Below are 19529 nucleotides of genomic sequence, written 5' to 3'. Positions count from 1 at the left end.
GGACCCCAAGTCCCAGGAGTCCCAAGAGGTTCACCCAGCCCGTATCGCCGCGGTCCCGGCACCACAGTCCAGCACCACCGCCCGGCACTCACCCGGACCGCCCCAGGCGGAGCGCAGCGCCCGCGCCTTGGTCAGCCACAGCGAGAGGTCGTACTCCGCGGTGTAACCGATCGCGCCGTGCAACTGCAGGGCCGTACGGGCCGTCGCGTACGCCGCCTCGCAGGCCGCGACCTTGGCGGCGGCGACGTCGGCCGGGGTCATCGACAGCGCGGCGCCGAAGACCAGCGGACGCGCGAACTCCAGCGCGATCTTCGCATCGGCCAACCGGTGCCGGACCGCCTGGAACGAGCCGACGGGCACACCGAACTGGCTGCGCTGCTTCACGTACGCCACGGTCCTGTCGAGCAGGGCGAGACCCACTCCGAGAGCCTGGGCGGCGGTCGCGAGCCGCGCCCAGCGAACGGCCTCGGCGGCACCCGTGACGACCTGCGGCCCGGCGGCCAGCAGCTCACCCCCGGCACGGGGAAGGCACAGACGGCGGGCAGTATCGAGGGACCGGCACACACCCGATTCGAGCCCTTCACGAGCGGCACCCCCCTGCCCCACCCACAACTCCCAAGCCCCAACCCCCTCCCCGCCCTCACCCCCGTCCCCACCGCCCTCCCCACCCCCAGTCACGCTCAGCTCCACGTCCGCCACGTCCCCGTCCAGGACGTACGGCCCCCCGCCCGGCACGGCCGCCGTCACGACCGTCTCCCCGGAGACCAGCCCCGGCAGGAATCTCTTCGCGGGGTTCGCGAACCCCGGCCCGGTGAGCAGCGCGCCCGCCGCCACCGTCTCCACCAACGGCCCCGGCACCGCATGCCTCCCCAACTCCAAGAAGGCGACGGCCACCTCGACGGGCCGCGGCCCGAGTCCTCCGTACGCCTCCGCCTCGGGCACCGCCAGCGCGAACACCCCCAGGTCCGCGATCCGCGACCACAGCGCCCGCCCGGCCGTGTGGTCGCCGGCGCCCCAGGCCCGTACGACCGCGGGCGTGTCCGCAGCCGTCAGCAGGGCGTCCAGCGAGCGCGCGAAGGCGGTCTGTTCGTCGTCCAGGAGGAACCGCATCAACGACGCCCCTTCGGCAGGCCGAGCAGCCGCTCGGCGATGATGTCGCGCTGGATCTCGTTCGTGCCCGCGTAGATGGGCCCCGCGAGCGAGAAGACGAAACCCCCGGCCCACCCTCCGCCGCCGTCCGCCAACTCCCCTTGCGGGCCGAGCAGATCGAGCGCCGTCTCGTGCAGGGCGATGTCGTACTCGGACCAGAAGACCTTGTTCATGCTGGACTCCGGACCGAGGGGCTCGCCGTCGAGGAAGCGGGAGGCCGCCGCGTACGTGAACAACTGGTACGCGCGGGCACCGATCAGCGCGTCGGCCACCCGGTCACGCGTGTACGGGTCCCGGCCGCGCTCGTGCCACAGCGCGGCCAGCCGCTGTGCCGGCGCCAGGAAACGGCCGGGGGAACGGAGCGTCAGACCGCGTTCGTTGCCCGCCGTGGACATCGCCACCCGCCAGCCCTGGCCGGGATCGCCGATCACGTCCTCGTCCGGCACGAACACCTCGTCCAGGACGAGTTCGGCGAAGGCCGGCTTCCCGTCCAGCCTGCCGATCGGGCGGACGGTCACGCCCGGCGCCCGCAGGCCGAACATCAGGTAGGTGAGGCCCTGATGGGGTTTCGGCGTGTCCGGCTCGCTGCGGAAGAGGCCGAACGCGCGGTCGGCGAACGCGGCCCGCGACGACCACGTCTTGTGTCCGCTCAGCAGCCAGCCGCCGTCCGTACGCACCGCTCTGGACCTGAGGGAGGCGAGGTCGGACCCGGCCTCCGGCTCGGACCAGGCCTGCGCCCAGACGACCTCGCCGCGGGCCATCGGCGGCAGGATCCGCGCGCGCTGCTCCTCGGTGCCGTGGTCGAAGAGGGTCGGTGCGAGGAGGCTGACGCCGTTCTGCCCGACCCGGCCCGGGGCCCCCGCCGCCCAGTACTCCTCCTCGAAGACCAGCCACCGCACCAGCCCGCAGTCCCGTCCGCCGTACTCGGCCGGCCAGGACACCACCGACCAGCGGTCGGCGGCGAGTTCGGCCTCCCAGGCACGGTGGGCCGCGAAGCCCTCCTCGGTCTCCAGGGAGGCCGGCGGCCCGGCCGGTACGTGCGCGTCGAGCCAGGCCCGGGCCTCTGCGCGGAACGCCTGATCGGCGGGGGAGTACGTGAGATCCACGATCACCTTCCTCTTGCTCGACCTGCGCGGGCTCCCTGTGCAACCGCAACCTTCCCTAACAAGTGTTTGGTAGGTTAGCGTGACCCTATGACAGACGTCGAGGGTCCGGTGTACGAGCCCGGGCACGGACTGCTGAAGGGACGCACCGCCGTCATCACGGCCGCCGCCGGCGCGGGCATCGGCGGTGCCACGGCCCGCCGCTTCCTGGAGGAGGGCGCGCGCGTGCTGATCAGCGACGCGCACGAGCGGCGGCTCAAGCAGTACGAGGCGGAGCTGGCGGCGGAGTTCGAGGGGGTCGCGGCGCTCGCCTGCGACGTCACTGACGAAGCCCAGGTGCAGACGCTCTTCGGCACGGCCCTGCGGCTGCACGGACGGCTCGACATCGTGGTCAACAACGCAGGACTCGGCGGCTCCTCGGACCTCGTCGACATGAGTGACGAACAGTGGTCGAGGGTCCTCGACGTGACACTGAACGGCACGTTCCGGTGTACGCGCGCGGCCCTGCGGGCCTTCCGCGAAGGCGGCCTCGGCGGTGTGATCGTCAACAACGCCTCCGTGGTCGGCTGGCGCGCACAGGCCGGGCAGGCGCACTACGCGGCGGCGAAATCGGGCGTGATGGCGCTCACCCGGTGCGCGGCGATGGAGGCGGCGGGATTCGGAGTGCGGGTCAACGCCGTCTCACCGAGCCTCGCCATGCATCCGCACCTGGTGAAGGTGACGACACCCGAACTGCTGGCGGAGCTGACGGCCCGCGAGGCGTTCGGGCGGTACGCCGAGCCGTGGGAGGTGGCCAACGTGATCGTGTTCCTGGCGTCCGGGTACTCCTCGTATCTGACGGGCGAGGTGGTCTCCGTGAGCAGCCAACATGCGTGAGCGCTCCGCTGGGGTCGGCCGTGGGGTGGGTGGTGGTGGCGTGGTGGTGTGTGTGCGGGTCCGTGGGGGCCGGCCGCAAAGATCGCGCAGTTCCCCGCGCCCCTCAAGCGGCCGGGGCTGCGCCCCGCGGCTCACAATGGGGCCGTGCCTACCAAGAAGAAGCCCCAGGTGACCGCCTCGCCCGAGCGGCGCCGTGAACTCCTCGGCACCGCCGCCGAGGTCTTCGCCGAGCAGGGCTACAACGCCACCACCGTGCGCAAGATCGCGGACCACGCGGGCATGCTCGCGGGCAGCCTCTACTACCACTTCGACTCCAAGGAATCGATGCTGGAGGAGATCCTGCGGACCTTCCTCGACGAGCTGTGGGACGGCTACGACACCGTCCTCGACGCCGAACTGGGCCCGCGCGAGACGCTGGAGGCCCTGGTCACCGAGTCGTTCCGGGAGATCGACCGGCACCGCGCGGCCGTCGCGATCTACCAGAAGGAGTCCAAGCAGCTCGTCGCGCAGGAGCGTTTCGCGTTCCTCGCCGAGTCGCAGCGCAAGTTCGAGAAGGCGTGGCTCGCCACGCTGGAGCGGGGCGTGGCCGGCGAGGTCTTCCGGGACGACCTCGACATCCGGCTCACCTACCGCTTCGTGCGCGACACCGTGTGGGTCGCCGCGTCCTGGTACCGGCCCGGCGGACAGCACAGCCCGGACGAGATCGCCCGGCAGTACCTGTCGATGGTGCTGGACGGGATCGCCGTACGCAGTTGATCGCATGGGATACAGCCGATCCAGGGGAGTTGGCATGGCCGAGGCCTACATCGTCGAAGCGGTCCGTACACCCGTGGGCCGTCGCAAGGGCGGCCTGAGCGGGATCCATCCCGCCGACCTGGGCGCGCATGTGCTGAAGGCACTGGTCGCGCGTTCCGGAGTCGATCCGGCCGCGGTCGAGGACGTCGTCTTCGGATGTCTGGACGCCGTGGGACCGCAGGCCGGTGACATCGCCCGCACGTCGTGGCTGGCGGCCGGACTGCCCGAGGAGGTGCCGGGGGTGACGATCGACCGGCAGTGCGGCTCCTCCCAGCAGGCCCTGCACTTCGCCGCACAGGGCGTCCTCTCGGGCACACAGGACCTCGTGGTCGCGGGCGGCGTCCAGAACATGACGCAGATCCCCATCGCCTTCGCCTCCCGTCAGGCGGCCGAGCCGCTGGGCCTCACACAGGGGCCGTTCGCGGGCAGCGAGGGATGGCGGGCCCGGTACGGGGACCGGCCCGTCAACCAGTTCCTGGGCGCCGAGTCCATCGCGGCCATGTGGGGGATCAGCCGGCGGGACCAGGAGGAGTTCGCCCTGCGGTCCCACCAGCGGGCGCTCCGTGCGATCGACGAGGGCCGCTTCGAGCGGGAGACCGTGCCGTTCGGGGACGTCACGGTCGACGAGGGGCCACGGCGGGACACCTCGCTGGAGAAGATGGCGGGCCTGCGACCGGTGGTCGAGGGCGGCACCATCACCGCCGCCTGCTCCTCACAGGTGTCCGACGGGGCCGCCGCGATGCTCCTCGCCTCGGAGCGGGCCGTCCGTGCGCACGGGCTCACTCCCCGGGCGCGCGTGCACCACCTCTCCGTGCGGGGGGAGGATCCGATACGGATGCTGTCGGCGCCGATTCCTGCCACCGCCTACGCGTTGAAGAAGGCCGGGATGTCCATCGGGGAGATCGATCTCGTCGAGATCAATGAGGCCTTCGCGCCCGTCGTCCTTGCGTGGCTGAAGGAGACGGGGGCGGATCCTGACCGGGTCAATGTCAATGGGGGTGCGATCGCGCTCGGTCATCCCCTGGGGGCCACGGGGGTGAAGTTGATGACGACGTTGCTGCACGAACTGGAGCGGATCGGGGGGCGGTTCGGGTTGCAGACGATGTGTGAGGGCGGGGGGCAGGCGAATGTGACCATCGTCGAGCGGCTTTAGGTCTCTTGTCGGCTGCGGGCCGGTGGGGGCTTGTCGCGCAGTTCCCCGCGCCCCTGAAAAGCGCCTCTTAACAGCGCCCTTGAAAGGCGCCCGCTGGGGCGGCCCCAGGGGCGCTCACAGCGGCCCCGGATCGGGGAGCGCGCGCAGGGTCTGCTGTGCCTGCCTCATCACCCTCTCCACCAGGTCCGCGCACGACGGCAAGTCGTCGATCACGCCCGCCACCTGGCCCGACGCCATCACCCCCAGGTCCGTACGGCCTTCCACCATGGACGCCCGCAGGAGCATGGGCGTGTTGGCGGCCAGCAGGACCTGGCTCCAGGTCAGGTCCTTGCCGTGCTTCATCGACAGGCCGTCCCTGATCAACCGGGACCAGCCGAGGCCCGAGAGCTTCCTGTAGCCGGCGGCCCTGCGCACCGCTCGGGTCAGCGTTCTCGTACGGCCCGCCCCTTCCAGGGAGTCGACCAGGTCCGTACGGAGCATGCGGTGCGGTAGGCCGTCCACTGCGGTCGTCACCGTGACGTCCTTGACCGAGGCCGCGAGATACCGGGCCTTCACCGCGTCCGGCACCGTCGAGTCCGAGGTGAGGAGGAACCGGGTGCCCATGGCGACGCCGGCGGCACCGTACGCGAGTGCCGCGACCAGGCCCCTGCCGTCGAAGAAGCCGCCCGCGGCGACGACGGGTATGCCGACCGCGTCCACGACCTGGGGGAGAAGCACGCTGGTCGCCACCTCGCCGGTGTGACCACCGCCCTCGCCGCCCTGCACGATCACCGCGTCAGCTCCCCAGGCCGCGACCTTCTCGGCATGACGGCGGGCCCCGATCGACGGGACGACGACCACGCCCGCGTCCTTCAGCTCGACGATCAGCTCACGGGACGGTGCCAGCGCGAACGAGGCGACCTTCACACCCTCCTGCACGATGATCCGTACCCGGTCGCGGGCGTCCCCCGCGTCCGCGCGGAGGTTGACCCCGAACGGCGCCTCCGTACGGGAGCGGACCTCGCGAACAGCAGCCCGCAGCTGATCGGGTGTCATCGTCGCGGAGGCGAGGATGCCCAGCGCGCCCGCGTTCGCCGTCGCGGAGACCAGACGCGGGCCCGCCACCCAGCCCATTCCCGTCTGCACGATCGGATGCCGGACACCGACAAGCCGCGTGAGGGCGGTCTCCATCAGCCCTTGACCTCGCGGTCGCGCAGACCCTTCGGATCCAGGTCCTCGCGGATCGACCTCAGCTCCGCCGGGGACGGTTCTCGGGTGTACGGGACGTCGTCCGGGACGGTCAGCTCGAAGCCCGTCGCCGCCACGACCTCCTCGACCGTGACCCCCGGATGCAGCGAGGCGAGCCGCATCGAATGGTCCTCGGTCGCGAAGTCGAACACCCCGAGGTTCGAGACCACCCGCGGGATGCGGTGGAAACGGGTCGCCGTGGGACCGGCCGCCGCGGCGCTGTCGTACCCCACCCCGCCGATCATGTCGACCTTCTCCACGAAGACCCGCGTCGAGTGTCTGGGTACCCAGTAACTGACCGGGTTGTTCAGCGTGTTGACGGGGCCGCCGCGCACTCCGAGCAACTGCCGGGTGGGCCGCTCCCAGTCGCCCACACAGGAGATGTTCTGGTTGCCGAAGCGGTCGATCTGGCTCGCCCCCATCATCACGTGCCGGCGACCGCCGGCCACCAGGGCCAGATGCTGCCGGTACGGCAACCAGCCCTCCGGCGTGCCGTCCGGACCGACCAGCAGCGCCTCGCCGTCGGTCAGCAGCAGGTCCGGCGAGAAGGTGCGCCGGGCGAGGCGGGCCCCTGTCGACGGGATCGGGCCCATCGGGCTGGCCAGCACCTCGCCGTCGCCACGCCACGCCTCCGCGCAGGCGATCACGCAGTACTCGGCGCGGGTCGCACCACCGCGGGGCGCGCTCGGGGTCGGGCCCGGGGTCGCGCCCGGGGATGCGCCCGGCACCGCGCTCATGACTGCTCCTCGTGCCATGCCTCGACGGCGGTCCGGTAGGCCTGTTCGTCGCCCGCGAGGAACCTCTCCGCGAACTCGGGCCACGGCATGGACGCGTAGAGCCGCTGGAAGGCCTCGTCCCGGTCGTGGTCGGGCACGCACGACGTGAAGTGCGCGCCGCCCGGCGCCTCCACCACGCCGCTCACGTGCAACCGCTTGATCAGCAGGGTCTGGGGCGGCGCCGCCTTCGTCAGTTCCGCCGTGTCGACGATCCGCTCACAGGACACGTACGCCGTCCGGGCCGCCTCGCAGAACAGGTCGTCGAAGTACGGGTCGGGGCCCAGATACTGGCCGTTGCCCGCGCGGTCGGCGCGGTTCACATGGACCAGTGCCGCGTCCAGCCGCAGGGCGGGCATGGCGACGAAGGTCTCGCACCCGCCCGTCGACTCGTCCTCGTACGGCGAAGTGACCGTGCGCAGCCCGGGATTGACCCGCATCACGTCCGAACCGATGCCGGCCCGCACGGGCAGGAAGGGGAGGCGGTTGGCCGCTGCCCGCAGCCCCCACATGAACATCGCCTCGTCGATCTCCATCAGTTCGAGCGAGCCGCTCTCACGGGCCGCCCGGTAGTGCGGTTCGAGCGGGATCGAGTCGAGCGTCGCGAAAGGGGCGACCAGTTTCCGTATCCGCCCGGCCGCCGCCAGCATGCCGACGTCCGGGCCGCCGTACGAGACGACCGTGAGATCGGTGATCGTGGAGCGGAGCAGTGCTCGTACGAGAGCCATCGGTTTGCGGCGGGAGCCCCAGCCTCCGATACCGAGGGTCATCCCGCTCTCCAGCCGCGAGACGGCCTCGTCTGCGGTCATCGTCTTGTCGCCCATCCTTACCCGCCCTCCTTCCCGAGAAGGTCCTGGACCCCGCGTGTGTCCCGGCCTTCGAACGCGTCCCGGCCCCCGAACGTGTTCCGAACGCGCTCGCCCGTGCCGCCGAGGGCCGCCTCGAACGTGAAGCCCTGCTCGAAGCGGTAGCTGCGCCGCACGTCGACGGGGTCGATGCCGTTGATCGCGGCCTTGGCGAGCCGGATCAGCCGGCCGTCCTTGCCCGCGATCTCCCGGGCCAGCTCCAGGACGGCCGGGCGCAGCCGGTCGCGCGCCACGACCCGCCACACCGAGCCGTGCCCGTGCAACTCCGCAGCGGTCGCCGTGCGCGAGGTGTAGTACAGCGCGCGCATCAGGTGTTGCGGCACCAGCCGGGACAGATGTGTGGCCGCGCCCAGCGCGCCCCGGTCCAGCTCGGGCAGACCGAAGGTGGCGTCGTCGCTCGCCACGATCGCGTCCGCGTTGCCCACCAGGCCTATACCGCCGCCCAGACAGAAACCGTGCACCTCCGCCACCACCGGCACCTCGCACTCGTACACCGCCGCGAAGGCCTCGGCGCAGCCGCGGTTGGCGCCGAGCAGGGCGCTGTCGCCCCCGGCCTGTATCTCCTTGATGTCCACGCCCGCGTTGAAGCCCCGCCCTTCGGCGGCCAGCACCACACAGCGGTTCCCGGCGTCGCGCCCCGCCGCGCGCACGGCGTCGGCCAGCGCGGACCAGCCGCTCACCGGAAGCGCGTTCACCGGCGGGAAGTCGACCGTGACGACGGAAATCCCTTTTTCCGGGGACGAGGTGGAGACACCCATGGACGCATCAGCTACCTTTCCACCAAACGTTTGTTAGGTGCGATCTGATGTCGAAGGTAACAGCGAATGCCGACGGGCGGGAGGCCCTGTGGACAACCGGCCGGGCAGGCGGCTCGTGGTGGTCACGGGCGGGACCAGGGGCGTCGGCGCCGGGATCGCGCGGGCGTTCGCCGAGGCGGGTGACCAGGTCGTGGTCTGTGCGCGCAGACCACCGCAAGCACCGCAGGCACCGCAGGCACAGCGAGCACTTCTCGACGGCGTCGAGTTCGCCCCCCTCGATCTGCGTGACCCGCCGGCCGTCCGTGCCTTCTTCGGGCGGCTGCCCCGGCTCGACGTTCTCGTCAACAACGCGGGCGGCGCCCCCTATCGCCTGCTCGCCGGGACGGAGGCCGAGCGGCACGCGCGGGTGATCGACCTCAACCTCGTCGCGCCTCTCACGGCCTCCCTGGCGGCGTACGACCTGCTCAAGCGTGCCCGGGGCTCCATCGTGATGATCGGCAGCGTCAGCGGGACGCGGCCCTCACCCGGCACGGCGGCCTACGGGGCCGCGAAGGCCGGACTGGAGAACCTGGCCCGCTCGATGGCCGCGGAGTGGGCACCGGAGGTGCGGGTCAACACGCTCGTCGTCGGAATGGTCCGCACCGAGCTGTCGCACCTCCACTACGGGGGCGAGGACGGCATCGAGGCCGTCTCCCGCACCGTCCCGCTGGGGCGGCTCGCCGTGCCCGCGGACGTCGGTGGGGCGGCCGTCTTCCTCGCGTCGGACGCCGCCGCGTACATCACCGGGGCCGGCCTTCTCGTGCACGGCGGCGGCGAACGGCCGGCCTTCCTGGACGCCGCGACCGCCAACAAGACCGACAGGGCCGACAGGGCCGACAGGGCCGACAGGGCCGAAAAGGCCGACAAGGAGAAGTGACATGACCTCGGGCACAAGTGCGGGCGCCGGCCTCTGTGACGGGCGGGTGGTGCTCGTCACGGGCGCCGGGCGCGGGCTCGGGCGGGCCCACGCGCTCGCCTTCGCCGCCGAAGGAGCACACGTCGTCGTCAATGACCTGGGCGTCGGGCTCGACGGCTCCCCAGGGGCCGACAGCCCGGCCCGGCAGGTCGTCGACGAGATCCGGGCGGCGGGCGGCGAGGCCGTCGCACACGCGGGGGACATCGCGACGACCGAGGGCGCCGCATCCCTCGTACACACGGCGCTCGACGCCTTCGGGCGGCTCGACACACTCGTGAACAACGCCGGCTTCCTGCGCGACCGCATGCTGGTCAATCTCGACGAGGACGACTGGGACGCCGTCATGCGCGTCCACCTGAAGGGCCACTTCCTGCCGCTGAAGCACGCCGCCGCACACTGGCGGGCGCAGGCGAAAGCGGGGCTCGTGCCGCAGGCCCGGGTCGTCAACACCAGCTCCGGAGCGGGCCTTTCGGGGTCCGTCGGGCAGGGCAACTACAGCGCGGCCAAGGCCGGCATCGTCGGGCTCACCCTGGTGGCCGCCGCCGAGATGGGGCGCTACGGAGTGCAGGTCAACGCCATCGCGCCGGCCGCGCGGACCCGGATGACCGAGACGGCCTTCGCCCAGGCCATGGCCCAGCCGGACAGCGGCTTCGACGCGATGGCTCCCGAGAACGTGTCGCCGCTCGTCGTCTGGCTCGGCTCGGCCGCGAGCGCCGGGGTCACCGGCCGGGTCTTCGAGACCGAGGGCGGCCGGATCACCGTCATGGACGGCTGGCGGCCCGGCCCCGGCGTCGACAAGGGGGCCCGGTGGACCCCCGCCGAGGCCGGGGACACCGCGCTGGAGCTTCTCGCGCGGGCCCAGGCTCCGACCGCGGTTCACGGGACGCAGTAAGTAACAGTAAGTACTGGTGATGCGACCGGAAGTACTGCTGATGCGACCGGCGGAGGCAGACTCCGAGGCCGTCGTCCGCGCGACCAGCCACGAGGAACCCGCTCGCCCGCCCGCCGGCGTCCACGCGCCAGGCGCACGCCCCCGCGCCAGTGCTACGTGTCGCACTCCAGCACAGTGCGACAGAGCCCGCACCGCGCCCGCACCCGCCCCTGGACCGGCACCCGGATCCGCTGATGACAGGTCGGGCAGGGGAACGACACCCGCATGGGCCCCCGCCCGTCCGGCGTGAAGGCGTACAGCGCGTCCGCGTCCGCGCCCGCGGACGCGGGCACCGCCGCGACGACGCGGCCCTGCGCGTGGCGGCGGTCCTTCGCGTAGCGGCGCCGCCCCACCCACCCCGCCGCGGTCAGCGGCGGCTGCCGCTCGTCGTCCCGGGCCCGCGCCATACCCCTCGTGTACGCCGTGTACGCCTGCGCACTGGTGAACCAGGTCGCGGGATCCTCACCGAACACCAGGGACCGCTTGGCCAGTACGTACCCGAACTCCTCCGGTGTCAGATAGCCGAGCTTCTGCGAGGACGACGCGTCCTCCCGGTACGCGTCCAGCAGCAGCCAGCCCGCACCGAGATACGTCGTCGCCGTGTCCGTGAGGATCTCGTTGTCCCGGGTGCCGGGGAACGACAGATCCAGGCGGTGCAGGTAGACGTGCATCACCTCGTGCGCCAGCGCGGCGCCGATGTCCCGCCGATGGGTACGGAAGCGGTCGTTCAGCTCGATGAAGTACTCCGGTCCCGCGGCCAGCTCGACACTCGCCGCGTGCTCCATCTCCCGGAAACTCACGATCATCCGGGCGTCCGGCAGCCGGAAGTGGCGCACCAGCTCGTGCGCCACCCGCTGCGCGCCGAGATACAGGTCGTCCGTGTCGCAGAACGCCACGTCGACGGGGGCCACGCTGGCGGCGAACGTGTGGACGGTGTCGTACGAGAGCCGCTTGTACAGCGCGGTGACCGCCGCGCGCACCGTCTCCAGGTGCGGGTAGCCGTGTTTGACCGGACCGCCGTTCGCCACGCCCGAACCCCCAGAGCCGCGAAGTTTTGAAGAGGCCCCGAACCTCGTTCCAGCTTAAGGGGACGCGAGCGGATTCTCGCGGGTTGGGTTGCCCGACGTGTACGTGACATCCACCCTTGCCTCGCATGCTGCATGATCTTCATACTTCTGTGCACTCTTCTGTGCGCTCAACCCCCCACGAAAGGGAACAAGTTGACCAATAGAATGCTCGGTTTCCTCAGGAGATCCGCCTTCCGGCGGGCCGCGGCGGTCGGTGCCGTCGCTCTCGCGACCGCCAGTCTCCAGCCCGTCGCCGCGCACGCCGCGCCCGCTCCGATCGTCGGCGGCGCGCCCGCCGCGCAGGGTGAGTTCCCGTTCATGGTCAGCCTGTCCATGGGCTGCGGCGGTTCGCTCTACAAGAAGGACGTCGTCCTGACCGCCGCGCACTGCGTGGACGGCTCGGGCAGCACCACCCGCATCACCGCGACCGCGGGGGTCGCCAACCTCGGTGCGGCCGGCGCGATCAAGGTCAGGTCCACGAAGGTCGTCCAGGCCCCGGGCTACAACGGCAACGGCAAGGACTGGGCGCTCATCAAGCTCGCCCGGCCCATCGAGCTGCCCACGCTGAAGATCGCGACGACCACCCGCTACAACCGGGGGACGTTCACCATCGCCGGGTGGGGTGACCCCGCGGAGAACGCGAACACCGGTTCCACGAAGCTGCTCAAGGCCAAGGTGCCGTTTGTGGCCGACCCGAAGTGCAAGCGGCACTACGGGGGTCGGTTGATCGCCTCGCAGGAGATCTGCGCGGGGATTCCTCGGGGCGGGGTCGACACCTGTCAGGGGGACTCCGGGGGGCCGATGTTCCGCAAGGACGACGCGGGTAAGTGGATCCAGGTCGGGATCGTCAGCTGGGGTGACGGGTGTGCGCGGCCGATGGTGCCGGGTGTGTACACCGAGGTGTCCACGTTTGCCTCTGCGATAGCTCGGGCGGCTTCTTCGCTTTAGCCGGCCGGGGCTTTCGGTGGGGGTGGGCGTTCTCGGCTTTCGCCGGGGGCGCCCGTTTCCGTTGTCCGCGGATGCGTTGTGGCTGGTCGCGCCGTTCCCCGCGCCCCTCAAGACAAAAGACTGCGCCGTTCCCCGCGCCCCTGAAGATAAAAGATTGCGCTGTTCCCTGCGCCCCTAAAGATAAAAGATTGCGCCGTTCCCCGCGCCCCTGAAAGGCGAAAGGCGAAAGGCAGAAGACTGCGCCGTTCCCCGCGCCCCTGGCGGACAAGAGTCGGCTAGTGGGGGCTGGACAGGGCCGGTGGGGGTGCGGAGTTTTCCAGTTCCAGTAGCCAGATCTCGTTGGGGCCCTCCCTCAGGGTCGGGCCCGGGACGTAGAGGGTCGGCTGGGGGCCCGCCGACCAGTAGCGGCCCAGGTTGAAGCCGTTCAGCCAGGCGAAACCCCTGGTCCAGCCGGGGAGCGCGAGGCGGGCGTCGCCGGGGCCGGACACCGTGACCGTGCCCCGGTAGAGGCCGGGCGCGGACATCGCGGGCAGCGCCCCGAACGGCACCGCCTCCACCCCCGCGTCGAACGCGTCCAGCCGCAGCGCCCGCGCCCGCACCCCGTGCAGATACTGCCGTTCGTGCAGCACACCTCCCGTGATGCCCTTCGGCTCGCCGGTCCGCGGCCCGTAGTTGACCCGCCCCAGCGACTCCACCCACAGGTCCACGCGCGCCGGGCCCGCCACCGGCTCCTTCAGCTCCGGCTCGTGCTCGGTGACCACCCCGGCCCGCACCCCGTCGACGTACACGACCGCCAGATCCCGTAGCCCTCGTACCGTCAGTGGATACGGTCGGCGCGGCCCCGGCACGTCGACGGTGTAACGCACGAGTCCCCGGTCCACGTCCAGGTCCTCGAACGTGGGCGGTACGGGGGTCTCGGTCCCGGGGCCGCCGAGGGTGTCGAGCACCACGGACAGGGGCGCCCAGCCCGTGAGGTCCACGGCGGAGGCGGAGCCCAGCGAGGCCGGCGCGGGCGGCGGTTCGGGCAGCGGGCCGTCCGCGTACCCGGCCAGGAGCGAGCGGAACCGCCAGAACTTCTCCGTGGGACGGCCGGCCTCGTCGATCGGCGCGTCGTAGTCGTACGACGTCACGTCCGGCTCCAGGACCCCGTCGTGCAGTGCGCCGCCGCCCCGGTTGGCGCCCGCCCAGCCCGCGAAACTCGTACCGCCGTGCGCCATGTACAGGTTCACCGACGCCCCGCACTCCAGGATCTCCCGCAACGCGTCCGCCGCGTCCAGCGGATCACGTACCGCGTGCTCACCGCCCCAGTGGTCGAACCAGCCGCACCAGAACTCCATGCACATCAGCGGCCCCGAAGGCCGGTGCCGACGCAGCTCCTCGAAGGCCTGACGCGCCTGCGACCCGAAGTTCACCGTCGCCAGTACGCCGTCCAGGGAGCCGCCCGTGAGCATGTGGTCCTCGGGGCCGTCCGACGTGAACAGCGGCACCCGTACGCCCCCCGCGCGCAGCAGTTCGGCGAGGCGGCGCAGATACACCTGGTCCGAGCCGTAACTGCCGTACTCGTTCTCCACCTGCACCATCACCACCGGGCCGCCGCGGTCGAACTGCCGGGGCACGATCTGCGGCAGCAACCGCGAGAACCACCGCTGAACCGGACCCAGGAACCCCTCGTCCCCGGTGCGTATCCGCGCGCCGAGCCCCCCGGTCACCCAGTGCGGCAGCCCGCCGTTCTCCCACTCGGCACAGATGTACGGACCCGGCCGCACGATCGCCCACAGCCCGGCCGCCCGCGCCGCGTCCAGGAACCTGCCCAGCGCGTCCACGTCCCGGTACACGCCCGGCGCGGGCTCGTGCAGATTCCACGGAACGTACGTCTCCACGCAGTTGAGGCCCATCGCCCGCAGCATCGCCAGCCGGTGCCCCCACTGCCCCTCGTGCACCCGGAAGTAGTGCAGCGCCCCCGACAGCAGCCGCACCGGCCGCCCGTCCACCAGGAAATCGGTGTCCCCCACCGCGAACTCGCTCATGCCCACCACCCTCACCCCTGGCGGCGGGCCCGGTCCATGGACAAAGATCGACACCGATTGGACGCAGCTGACCGGTCGCGCCGGGCAGCCCGCGGGAGGGAGAAAGCGGATGTATCACACCTGGATGCGGTTCTTCACCCCCGGCCCCGCGCACCACCGGCTCGGCCTCGTCTGCCTCGGCGTCGGACTCCAGCACGGGACACTGCCCACCGTCGGACCCCGCACCCTCGACCACCACGTCGCCGTCGTCGTCAGCACCGGCCGCGGCTGGTTCCGTACCCCCGACGGACGACGCACCGCGGTCACCGCGCCCGCACTGCTGTGGCTCACCCCCGGCGTACCGCACCACTACGGGCCCGACCCCGACACCGGCTGGGACGAGGCCTTCGTCGACTTCACCGGGCCCACCGCCGACACCTACACCGAACTCGGCTACATCGAACCGCACCGGCCCGTCGTCGCCCTCTCCGACGCAGGCGCCGCCCGCGCCACCGTCGGCCGCATCGTCCGCGCCGCCCGCCGCGGCAACCCCCTGCTCGAAGTCGAGACCAGCGCCGCCGTCCACGAACTCCTCGTCACCCTGCGCCGCGCCCGCGCCGACACCGCCCCCGACGGCGAACAGGTCCTCCAGGCCCTCGCCCGCGACGCCTGCAAACCCCTCACCGTCGCCGACCACGCCACCCGGCACGGCATGACCCCCGCCGAACTGCGCACCGCCGTCCGCCGCGGCGCCGGCTGCAGCCCCAAGGACTACCTCCTCGGCATCCGCCTGGGCCGCGCCAAGGAACTCCTCGCCGCCACCGAACTCCCCGTCGCCGCCGTCGCCCGACGCGTCGGCTACGACGACCCCGCCTACTTCTCCCGCCTGTTCACCCGCCGCGTCGGCACGGCGCCGGTCCGTTTCAGGGAACAACAGGCCCACACGGTCCCCGGCGGCTGGAGCGACCAGGTCCCCGATCCCGACGATCCCCCGATCATCGGGAGGACCCACACCGGCTGAGACACGCGACGTAGGGTTGGCATCCATGACCACCAGCAACACCGACAACAGCAGCGGCGCGGGCAACAACGGCAGTGCCGGCAACAACGGCAGTGCAGGCAACAGCGGCGGCACCGGTGACATCGACCCCGCCGTCCGCGCCGACCTCGACCGGCTGCGCGAGAGCATCGACAACATCGACGCCGCCGTCGTCCACATGCTCGCCGAGCGCTTCAAATGCACCCAGCAGGTCGGCCACCTCAAAGCAGCCCACCAACTGCCGCCCGCCGACCCCTCCCGCGAGGCCCAGCAGATCGCCAGACTCCGACGACTGGCCGAAAACGCCAACCTCGACCCGGCGTTCGCCGAAAAACTGCTGAACTTCATCATCGCCGAGGTCATCCGCCATCACGAGCGCATCGCGGAGGACACCCACACCCGCGAATGACCACTTCCGGCCCCCGGCGCGCACCCGTTCTCAGGCCGTTGTGAGCCCCGCCCCCTCGGCGTGCGCGCCGAAATGAGGCATCCTGCGCTGAGCACTCCCTGTCAGCCGGTTCGGACTTGAGCCGGTTGGTCCAAGCGAGGGGACTTCGCTCCATGCCGCCGGATGCCAAGATCCTCATAGTCGACGACCACGAGGACACGCTCTACGCACTGGAAAGCGCCCTCGCCCCCCTCGGCTACCAGCTGACCCGGGCGACCAGCGGCGACGACGCGCTGAAGGAAGTCCTGCGCGGCCAGGTCGGCCTGCTCCTGCTCGACGTGCACATGCCCGGCGTCAGCGGCCTCGACGTCGTCCGCTACATGCGGGGCGTCGAACAGACCCAGCTCATCCCGATCATCCTCGTCACCGGATTCGGGGCCAACACCGCACTCACCTCCGCCGCGTTCCGCCTCGGCGTCGCCGACCTCGTCATGAAGCCCATCGACCCGTGGACCCTCCGCACGAAAGTCCGCTACCTGTACGACTCCCACCAGCGATACCGGTCCCTGGAAAGGGAAGTCCGCGAACTCCGGGCCCTCGTGAAGGAGCCCACCGCCCACTACGCCCCCCCGATCACCACCCAGCGCCCCGCCCCCCGCAAACAGGAACAGGGCCGCACGGCCTGACCGGGCCGCACGGCCTGGGAGCGCCCGCACCACCACGAGAACGACCGGGCACGCGCGTGCACCGGGCGGGCACCGGGCACACGAGCCCACCGGGACCCGCGTGCGGCACACCAGGGCGCCCCTGTGCGGAGCCCCGCCCATCAGGCAGCATGGCACCCATGTCCGTACTGACGCGCGACGAAGCGCAGACCCGTGCCACCCTCCTCGACGTCCACCGCTACCGGATCGCACTCGACCTGTCGCGCGGCGACGAGACGTTCCACTCCCACACCACCATCACCTTCACGGTCCGCGGCGACCAGGGTGGGGACCAGGATGGGGACCACGGTGGCGGGGACACCTTCGTCGAGCTCAAACCCGCCGAACTGCGCTCCGCCACCCTCGACGGACACCCCCTCGACCCGGCGACGCTCCACGAGAACCGGCTCCCCCTCACCGGCCTCACCGCGGGCACCCACGAACTGCGCGTCGACGCCGACATGCGCTACTCCCGCACCGGCGAAGGCATGCACCGCTTCACCGACCCCACCGACGGCGAGACCTACCTCTACACCCAGCTGTTCATGGACGACGTCCAGCGCGTCTTCGCGGCCTTCGACCAACCCGACCTCAAATCGGTCTTCGAACTCACCGTCACGGCCCCCGACGACTGGACCGTCCTCACCAACAGCGTCACCACCCGCACCGCCGACGGCACCTGGCAGGCCGCGCCCACCCCGCTCATCTCCACCTACCTCGTCGCCGTCGCCGCTGGACCCTGGCACTCCGTACGCACCGAACACCGCGGCCTGCCCTTCGGCATCCACTGCCGCCGCTCGCTCGCCCCCCACCTCGAAGCCGACGCCGACGAAATCCTCGACATCACCCGCGCCTGCTTCGACCGCTACCACGAGAAGTTCGAGGAGCCGTACCCCTTCGACTCCTACGACCAGGCGTTCGTCCCCGAATTCAACGCCGGCGCCATGGAGAACCCCGGACTCGTCACCTTCCGCGACGAATTCGTCTACCGCTCCGCCGTCACCGACACCGAACGCCAGACCCGCGCCATGGTCATCGCCCACGAGATGGCCCACATGTGGTTCGGCGACCTCGTCACCCTGCGCTGGTGGGACGACATCTGGCTCAACGAGTCCTTCGCCGAGTACATGGGCTACCAGACCCTCACCGAAGCCACTCGCTTCACCGGCACCTGGACCGACTTCGGCATCGTCCGCAAGGCCTGGGGTTACGACGCCGACCAACGCCCCTCCACCCACCCCGTCGCCCCCGACCCCGAAGCCGTCCCCGACACCGCCTCCGCACTCCTCAACTTCGACGGCATCTCCTACGCCAAGGGCGCCTCCGCCCTGCGCCAACTCGTCGCCTGGCTCGGCGAGAAGGACTTCCTCACCGGCATCAACACCCACTTCGCCCGCCACAAGTTCGCCAACGCCACCCTCGCCGACTTCATCGAATCCCTCGCCGCAGGCACCGAACGCGACGTCCACGCCTGGGCCGAGTCCTGGCTGCGCACCACCGGAGTCGACACCCTCACCGCGACCGTCACCTCCCAGCCGGGGGAGTGGACCCTCACCGTCGACCGGACCGGAAGCCGCCCCCACCGCGTCAACATCGGCGTCTACGACCGCGACCTCGGCAGCGACCGCGCACTCGTCCTGCGCGAACGCTACGAGACCGACATCCCGCGGAACGGGCCGGCCGCCCCCCGTCCCGGCACCCGCCCCGCCCTCGTCGTCCCCAACGACCACGACCTCACCTACGCCAAGATCCGCCTCGACGACGACTCCGAGAAGACCGTCCTGCGCGGCATCTCCGGCGTCCCCGACGCCCTCACCCGCGCCGTCCTGTGGAACACCCTCCGCGACATGGTCCGCGACGGCGACCTCGAACCCGCCACCTACCTGGAGACCGCCCGCGCACACCTCCCCGGGGAGACCGACCTCGCCGTCGTCCAGGGCGTCCTCACCTTCGCCGCCACCCAGGTCGCCGACCGATACCTCCCCGCCCACGACCGGCCCGCCGCCCTCGCCACCCTCACCTCCCTGGGCCGCGACCTGCTCCGCCGCACCGAGGACGGAGACCACCCAGGACTGCGCCTCCTCGCCGTACGCCACCTCATCGACGTCGCCGCCCAGCCCGACACCATCAGCGCCTGGATCTCCGAAGGCACCGTCCCCGGCGGACCCGAACTCGACCCCGAACTGCGCTGGCGCATCCTCGGCCGGCTCTCCGTCCTCGGCGCGATCGACGACGCCGTCATCGACGCCGAACTCGTCCAGGACCCCAGCGCCACCGGCCAGGAGGGCGCCGCCCGCTGCCGCGCCGCGCTGCCCGACCCGGTCGCCAAGCGCGCCGCCTGGGAGGCGATGTTCACCACCGACGACCTGTCCAACTACCTCTTCACCGCCACCGCCCGCGGCTTCTGGCAGCCCGAACAGGCCGATCTGGTACGCGCATACGTGCCGCGCTACTTCGAGGACGCCGTCGCACTGGCCGCCCGCCGGGGGCCCGCCATCGCCGACGCGGCGGGTCGGTGGGCGTTCCCCGCGTACGCCATCGACCCCGAGACCCTCGCCCTCGGCGAACGCTGCCTCGCCGAAGCCGGTCCCATCCCGTCCCTGGCCCGCAAACTGACGGACCAACTGGACGACTTGTCCCGGGCCCTGCGGTCGCGCGGGCGCTAGCAGGTAGCCCCGGGGGCTGCGGAGCGCGTCCATCCGCGGCCCGGCGGGGGCGGGCCGCGCAGTTCCCCGCGCCCCTGAAAGCACGGCTACGCCCCTGCTTCCAGCGGCGCGGCCCGACCGTCTGC

18 protein-coding genes are annotated in these 19529 nt (G+C 71.5%); 10 read left to right on the top strand and 8 right to left on the bottom strand.

Annotated elements, in window-relative coordinates; translation table 11 throughout:
• Positions 1-30 precede the first annotated feature (30 nt).
• Positions 31-1110, bottom strand: a complete 1080-nt coding sequence (locus ACH4DZ_RS16860) for an acyl-CoA dehydrogenase family protein (protein WP_398287879.1) — start codon at positions 1108-1110, stop codon at positions 31-33.
• Complete coding sequence (locus tag ACH4DZ_RS16855; RefSeq protein ID WP_398287878.1) at positions 1110-2255, bottom strand: acyl-CoA dehydrogenase family protein; 1146 nt, start codon at positions 2253-2255, stop codon at positions 1110-1112. The genes ACH4DZ_RS16860 and ACH4DZ_RS16855 overlap by 1 nt, the downstream gene beginning before the upstream one ends.
• A gap of 87 nt (positions 2256-2342) precedes the next feature.
• Here ACH4DZ_RS16855 and ACH4DZ_RS16850 point away from each other — a divergent pair, with 87 nt between their 5' ends.
• The 3 genes from ACH4DZ_RS16850 (at position 2343) to ACH4DZ_RS16840 (ending at position 5076) form a co-directional block, all read left to right on the top strand.
• Positions 2343-3128, top strand: coding sequence for an SDR family oxidoreductase (locus ACH4DZ_RS16850; protein ID WP_398287877.1), 786 nt, complete (start codon positions 2343-2345; stop codon positions 3126-3128).
• A gap of 144 nt (positions 3129-3272) precedes the next feature.
• Positions 3273-3884 carry a TetR/AcrR family transcriptional regulator gene (locus ACH4DZ_RS16845; RefSeq protein WP_210883560.1) on the top strand — a complete coding sequence of 204 codons (612 nt, stop codon included), beginning with the start codon at positions 3273-3275 and terminating at the stop codon, positions 3882-3884.
• Between the two features lie 34 nt (positions 3885-3918).
• Positions 3919-5076, top strand: coding sequence for an acetyl-CoA C-acetyltransferase (locus tag ACH4DZ_RS16840; RefSeq protein WP_398287876.1), 1158 nt, complete (start codon positions 3919-3921; stop codon positions 5074-5076).
• 114 nt (positions 5077-5190) lie between these two features.
• On the opposite strand, the gene ACH4DZ_RS16835 is transcribed toward ACH4DZ_RS16840, so the two are convergent.
• Genes ACH4DZ_RS16835 through ACH4DZ_RS16820 form a run of 4 tightly spaced genes read right to left on the bottom strand, consistent with a single transcriptional unit; the run spans position 5191 to position 8700 of the window.
• Entirely contained in the window at positions 5191-6246 is a 1056-nt protein-coding gene (locus ACH4DZ_RS16835; protein WP_398287875.1) for an NAD(P)H-dependent flavin oxidoreductase, read from the bottom strand.
• Positions 6246-7040: a CoA-transferase subunit beta gene (locus tag ACH4DZ_RS16830; RefSeq protein ID WP_398287873.1), complete on the bottom strand. Its 795-nt coding sequence runs from the start codon at positions 7038-7040 to the stop codon at positions 6246-6248. Before ACH4DZ_RS16830 ends, ACH4DZ_RS16835 begins: the two co-directional genes overlap by 1 nt.
• Positions 7037-7900: a CoA transferase subunit A gene (locus ACH4DZ_RS16825; RefSeq protein ID WP_398287872.1), complete on the bottom strand. Its 864-nt coding sequence runs from the start codon at positions 7898-7900 to the stop codon at positions 7037-7039. The genes ACH4DZ_RS16830 and ACH4DZ_RS16825 overlap by 4 nt, the downstream gene beginning before the upstream one ends.
• A 2-nt stretch (positions 7901-7902) precedes the next feature.
• Positions 7903-8700, bottom strand: coding sequence for an enoyl-CoA hydratase family protein (locus ACH4DZ_RS16820; RefSeq protein ID WP_398287871.1), 798 nt, complete (start codon positions 8698-8700; stop codon positions 7903-7905).
• A gap of 88 nt (positions 8701-8788) precedes the next feature.
• Here ACH4DZ_RS16820 and ACH4DZ_RS16815 point away from each other — a divergent pair, with 88 nt between their 5' ends.
• Both ACH4DZ_RS16815 and ACH4DZ_RS16810 read left to right on the top strand, forming a co-directional pair.
• Complete coding sequence (locus ACH4DZ_RS16815; protein WP_398287870.1) at positions 8789-9616, top strand: SDR family oxidoreductase; 828 nt, start codon at positions 8789-8791, stop codon at positions 9614-9616.
• A 1-nt stretch (position 9617) separates the two neighbouring features.
• Positions 9618-10547: an SDR family oxidoreductase gene (locus tag ACH4DZ_RS16810; protein ID WP_398287869.1), complete on the top strand. Its 930-nt coding sequence runs from the start codon at positions 9618-9620 to the stop codon at positions 10545-10547.
• Positions 10548-10699: 152 nt separating this feature from the next.
• On the opposite strand, the gene ACH4DZ_RS16805 is transcribed toward ACH4DZ_RS16810, so the two are convergent.
• Positions 10700-11614: a hypothetical protein gene (locus ACH4DZ_RS16805; protein ID WP_398287868.1), complete on the bottom strand. Its 915-nt coding sequence runs from the start codon at positions 11612-11614 to the stop codon at positions 10700-10702.
• 204 nt (positions 11615-11818) lie between these two features.
• Here ACH4DZ_RS16805 and ACH4DZ_RS16800 point away from each other — a divergent pair, with 204 nt between their 5' ends.
• The gene (locus ACH4DZ_RS16800) at positions 11819-12601 is read left to right on the top strand and encodes a S1 family serine peptidase (RefSeq protein ID WP_398288301.1); all 783 of its coding nucleotides are present in this window, start codon (positions 11819-11821) and stop codon (positions 12599-12601) included.
• A 275-nt stretch (positions 12602-12876) separates the two neighbouring features.
• Here the strand turns inward: ACH4DZ_RS16800 and ACH4DZ_RS16795 are convergent, their stop codons facing one another.
• Positions 12877-14628, bottom strand: a complete 1752-nt coding sequence (locus tag ACH4DZ_RS16795; RefSeq protein WP_398287867.1) for a beta-galactosidase family protein — start codon at positions 14626-14628, stop codon at positions 12877-12879.
• A 109-nt stretch (positions 14629-14737) separates the two neighbouring features.
• On the opposite strand from ACH4DZ_RS16795, the gene ACH4DZ_RS16790 reads away from it, so the two are divergent.
• The 4 genes from ACH4DZ_RS16790 (at position 14738) to pepN (ending at position 19404) form a co-directional block, all read left to right on the top strand.
• Positions 14738-15628, top strand: coding sequence for a helix-turn-helix domain-containing protein (locus ACH4DZ_RS16790; protein WP_398287866.1), 891 nt, complete (start codon positions 14738-14740; stop codon positions 15626-15628).
• Between the two features lie 16 nt (positions 15629-15644).
• Positions 15645-16055, top strand: a complete 411-nt coding sequence (locus ACH4DZ_RS16785) for a chorismate mutase (RefSeq protein WP_398287865.1) — start codon at positions 15645-15647, stop codon at positions 16053-16055.
• 152 nt (positions 16056-16207) lie between these two features.
• Positions 16208-16720 carry a two-component system response regulator gene (locus ACH4DZ_RS16780; RefSeq protein ID WP_398287864.1) on the top strand — a complete coding sequence of 171 codons (513 nt, stop codon included), beginning with the start codon at positions 16208-16210 and terminating at the stop codon, positions 16718-16720.
• Positions 16721-16869: 149 nt separating this feature from the next.
• On the top strand, positions 16870-19404 hold the full coding sequence (gene pepN, locus ACH4DZ_RS16775; RefSeq protein WP_398287863.1) for an aminopeptidase N: 2535 nt from the start codon (positions 16870-16872) through the stop codon (positions 19402-19404).
• The last annotated feature ends 125 nt before the right edge of the window (positions 19405-19529 follow it).

The sequence above is a fragment of the Streptomyces sp. NPDC017991 genome, assembly GCF_044328075.1.
Classification (GTDB): domain Bacteria; phylum Actinomycetota; class Actinomycetes; order Streptomycetales; family Streptomycetaceae; genus Streptomyces.
This window is presented reverse-complemented; position numbering and strand designations above follow the sequence as displayed.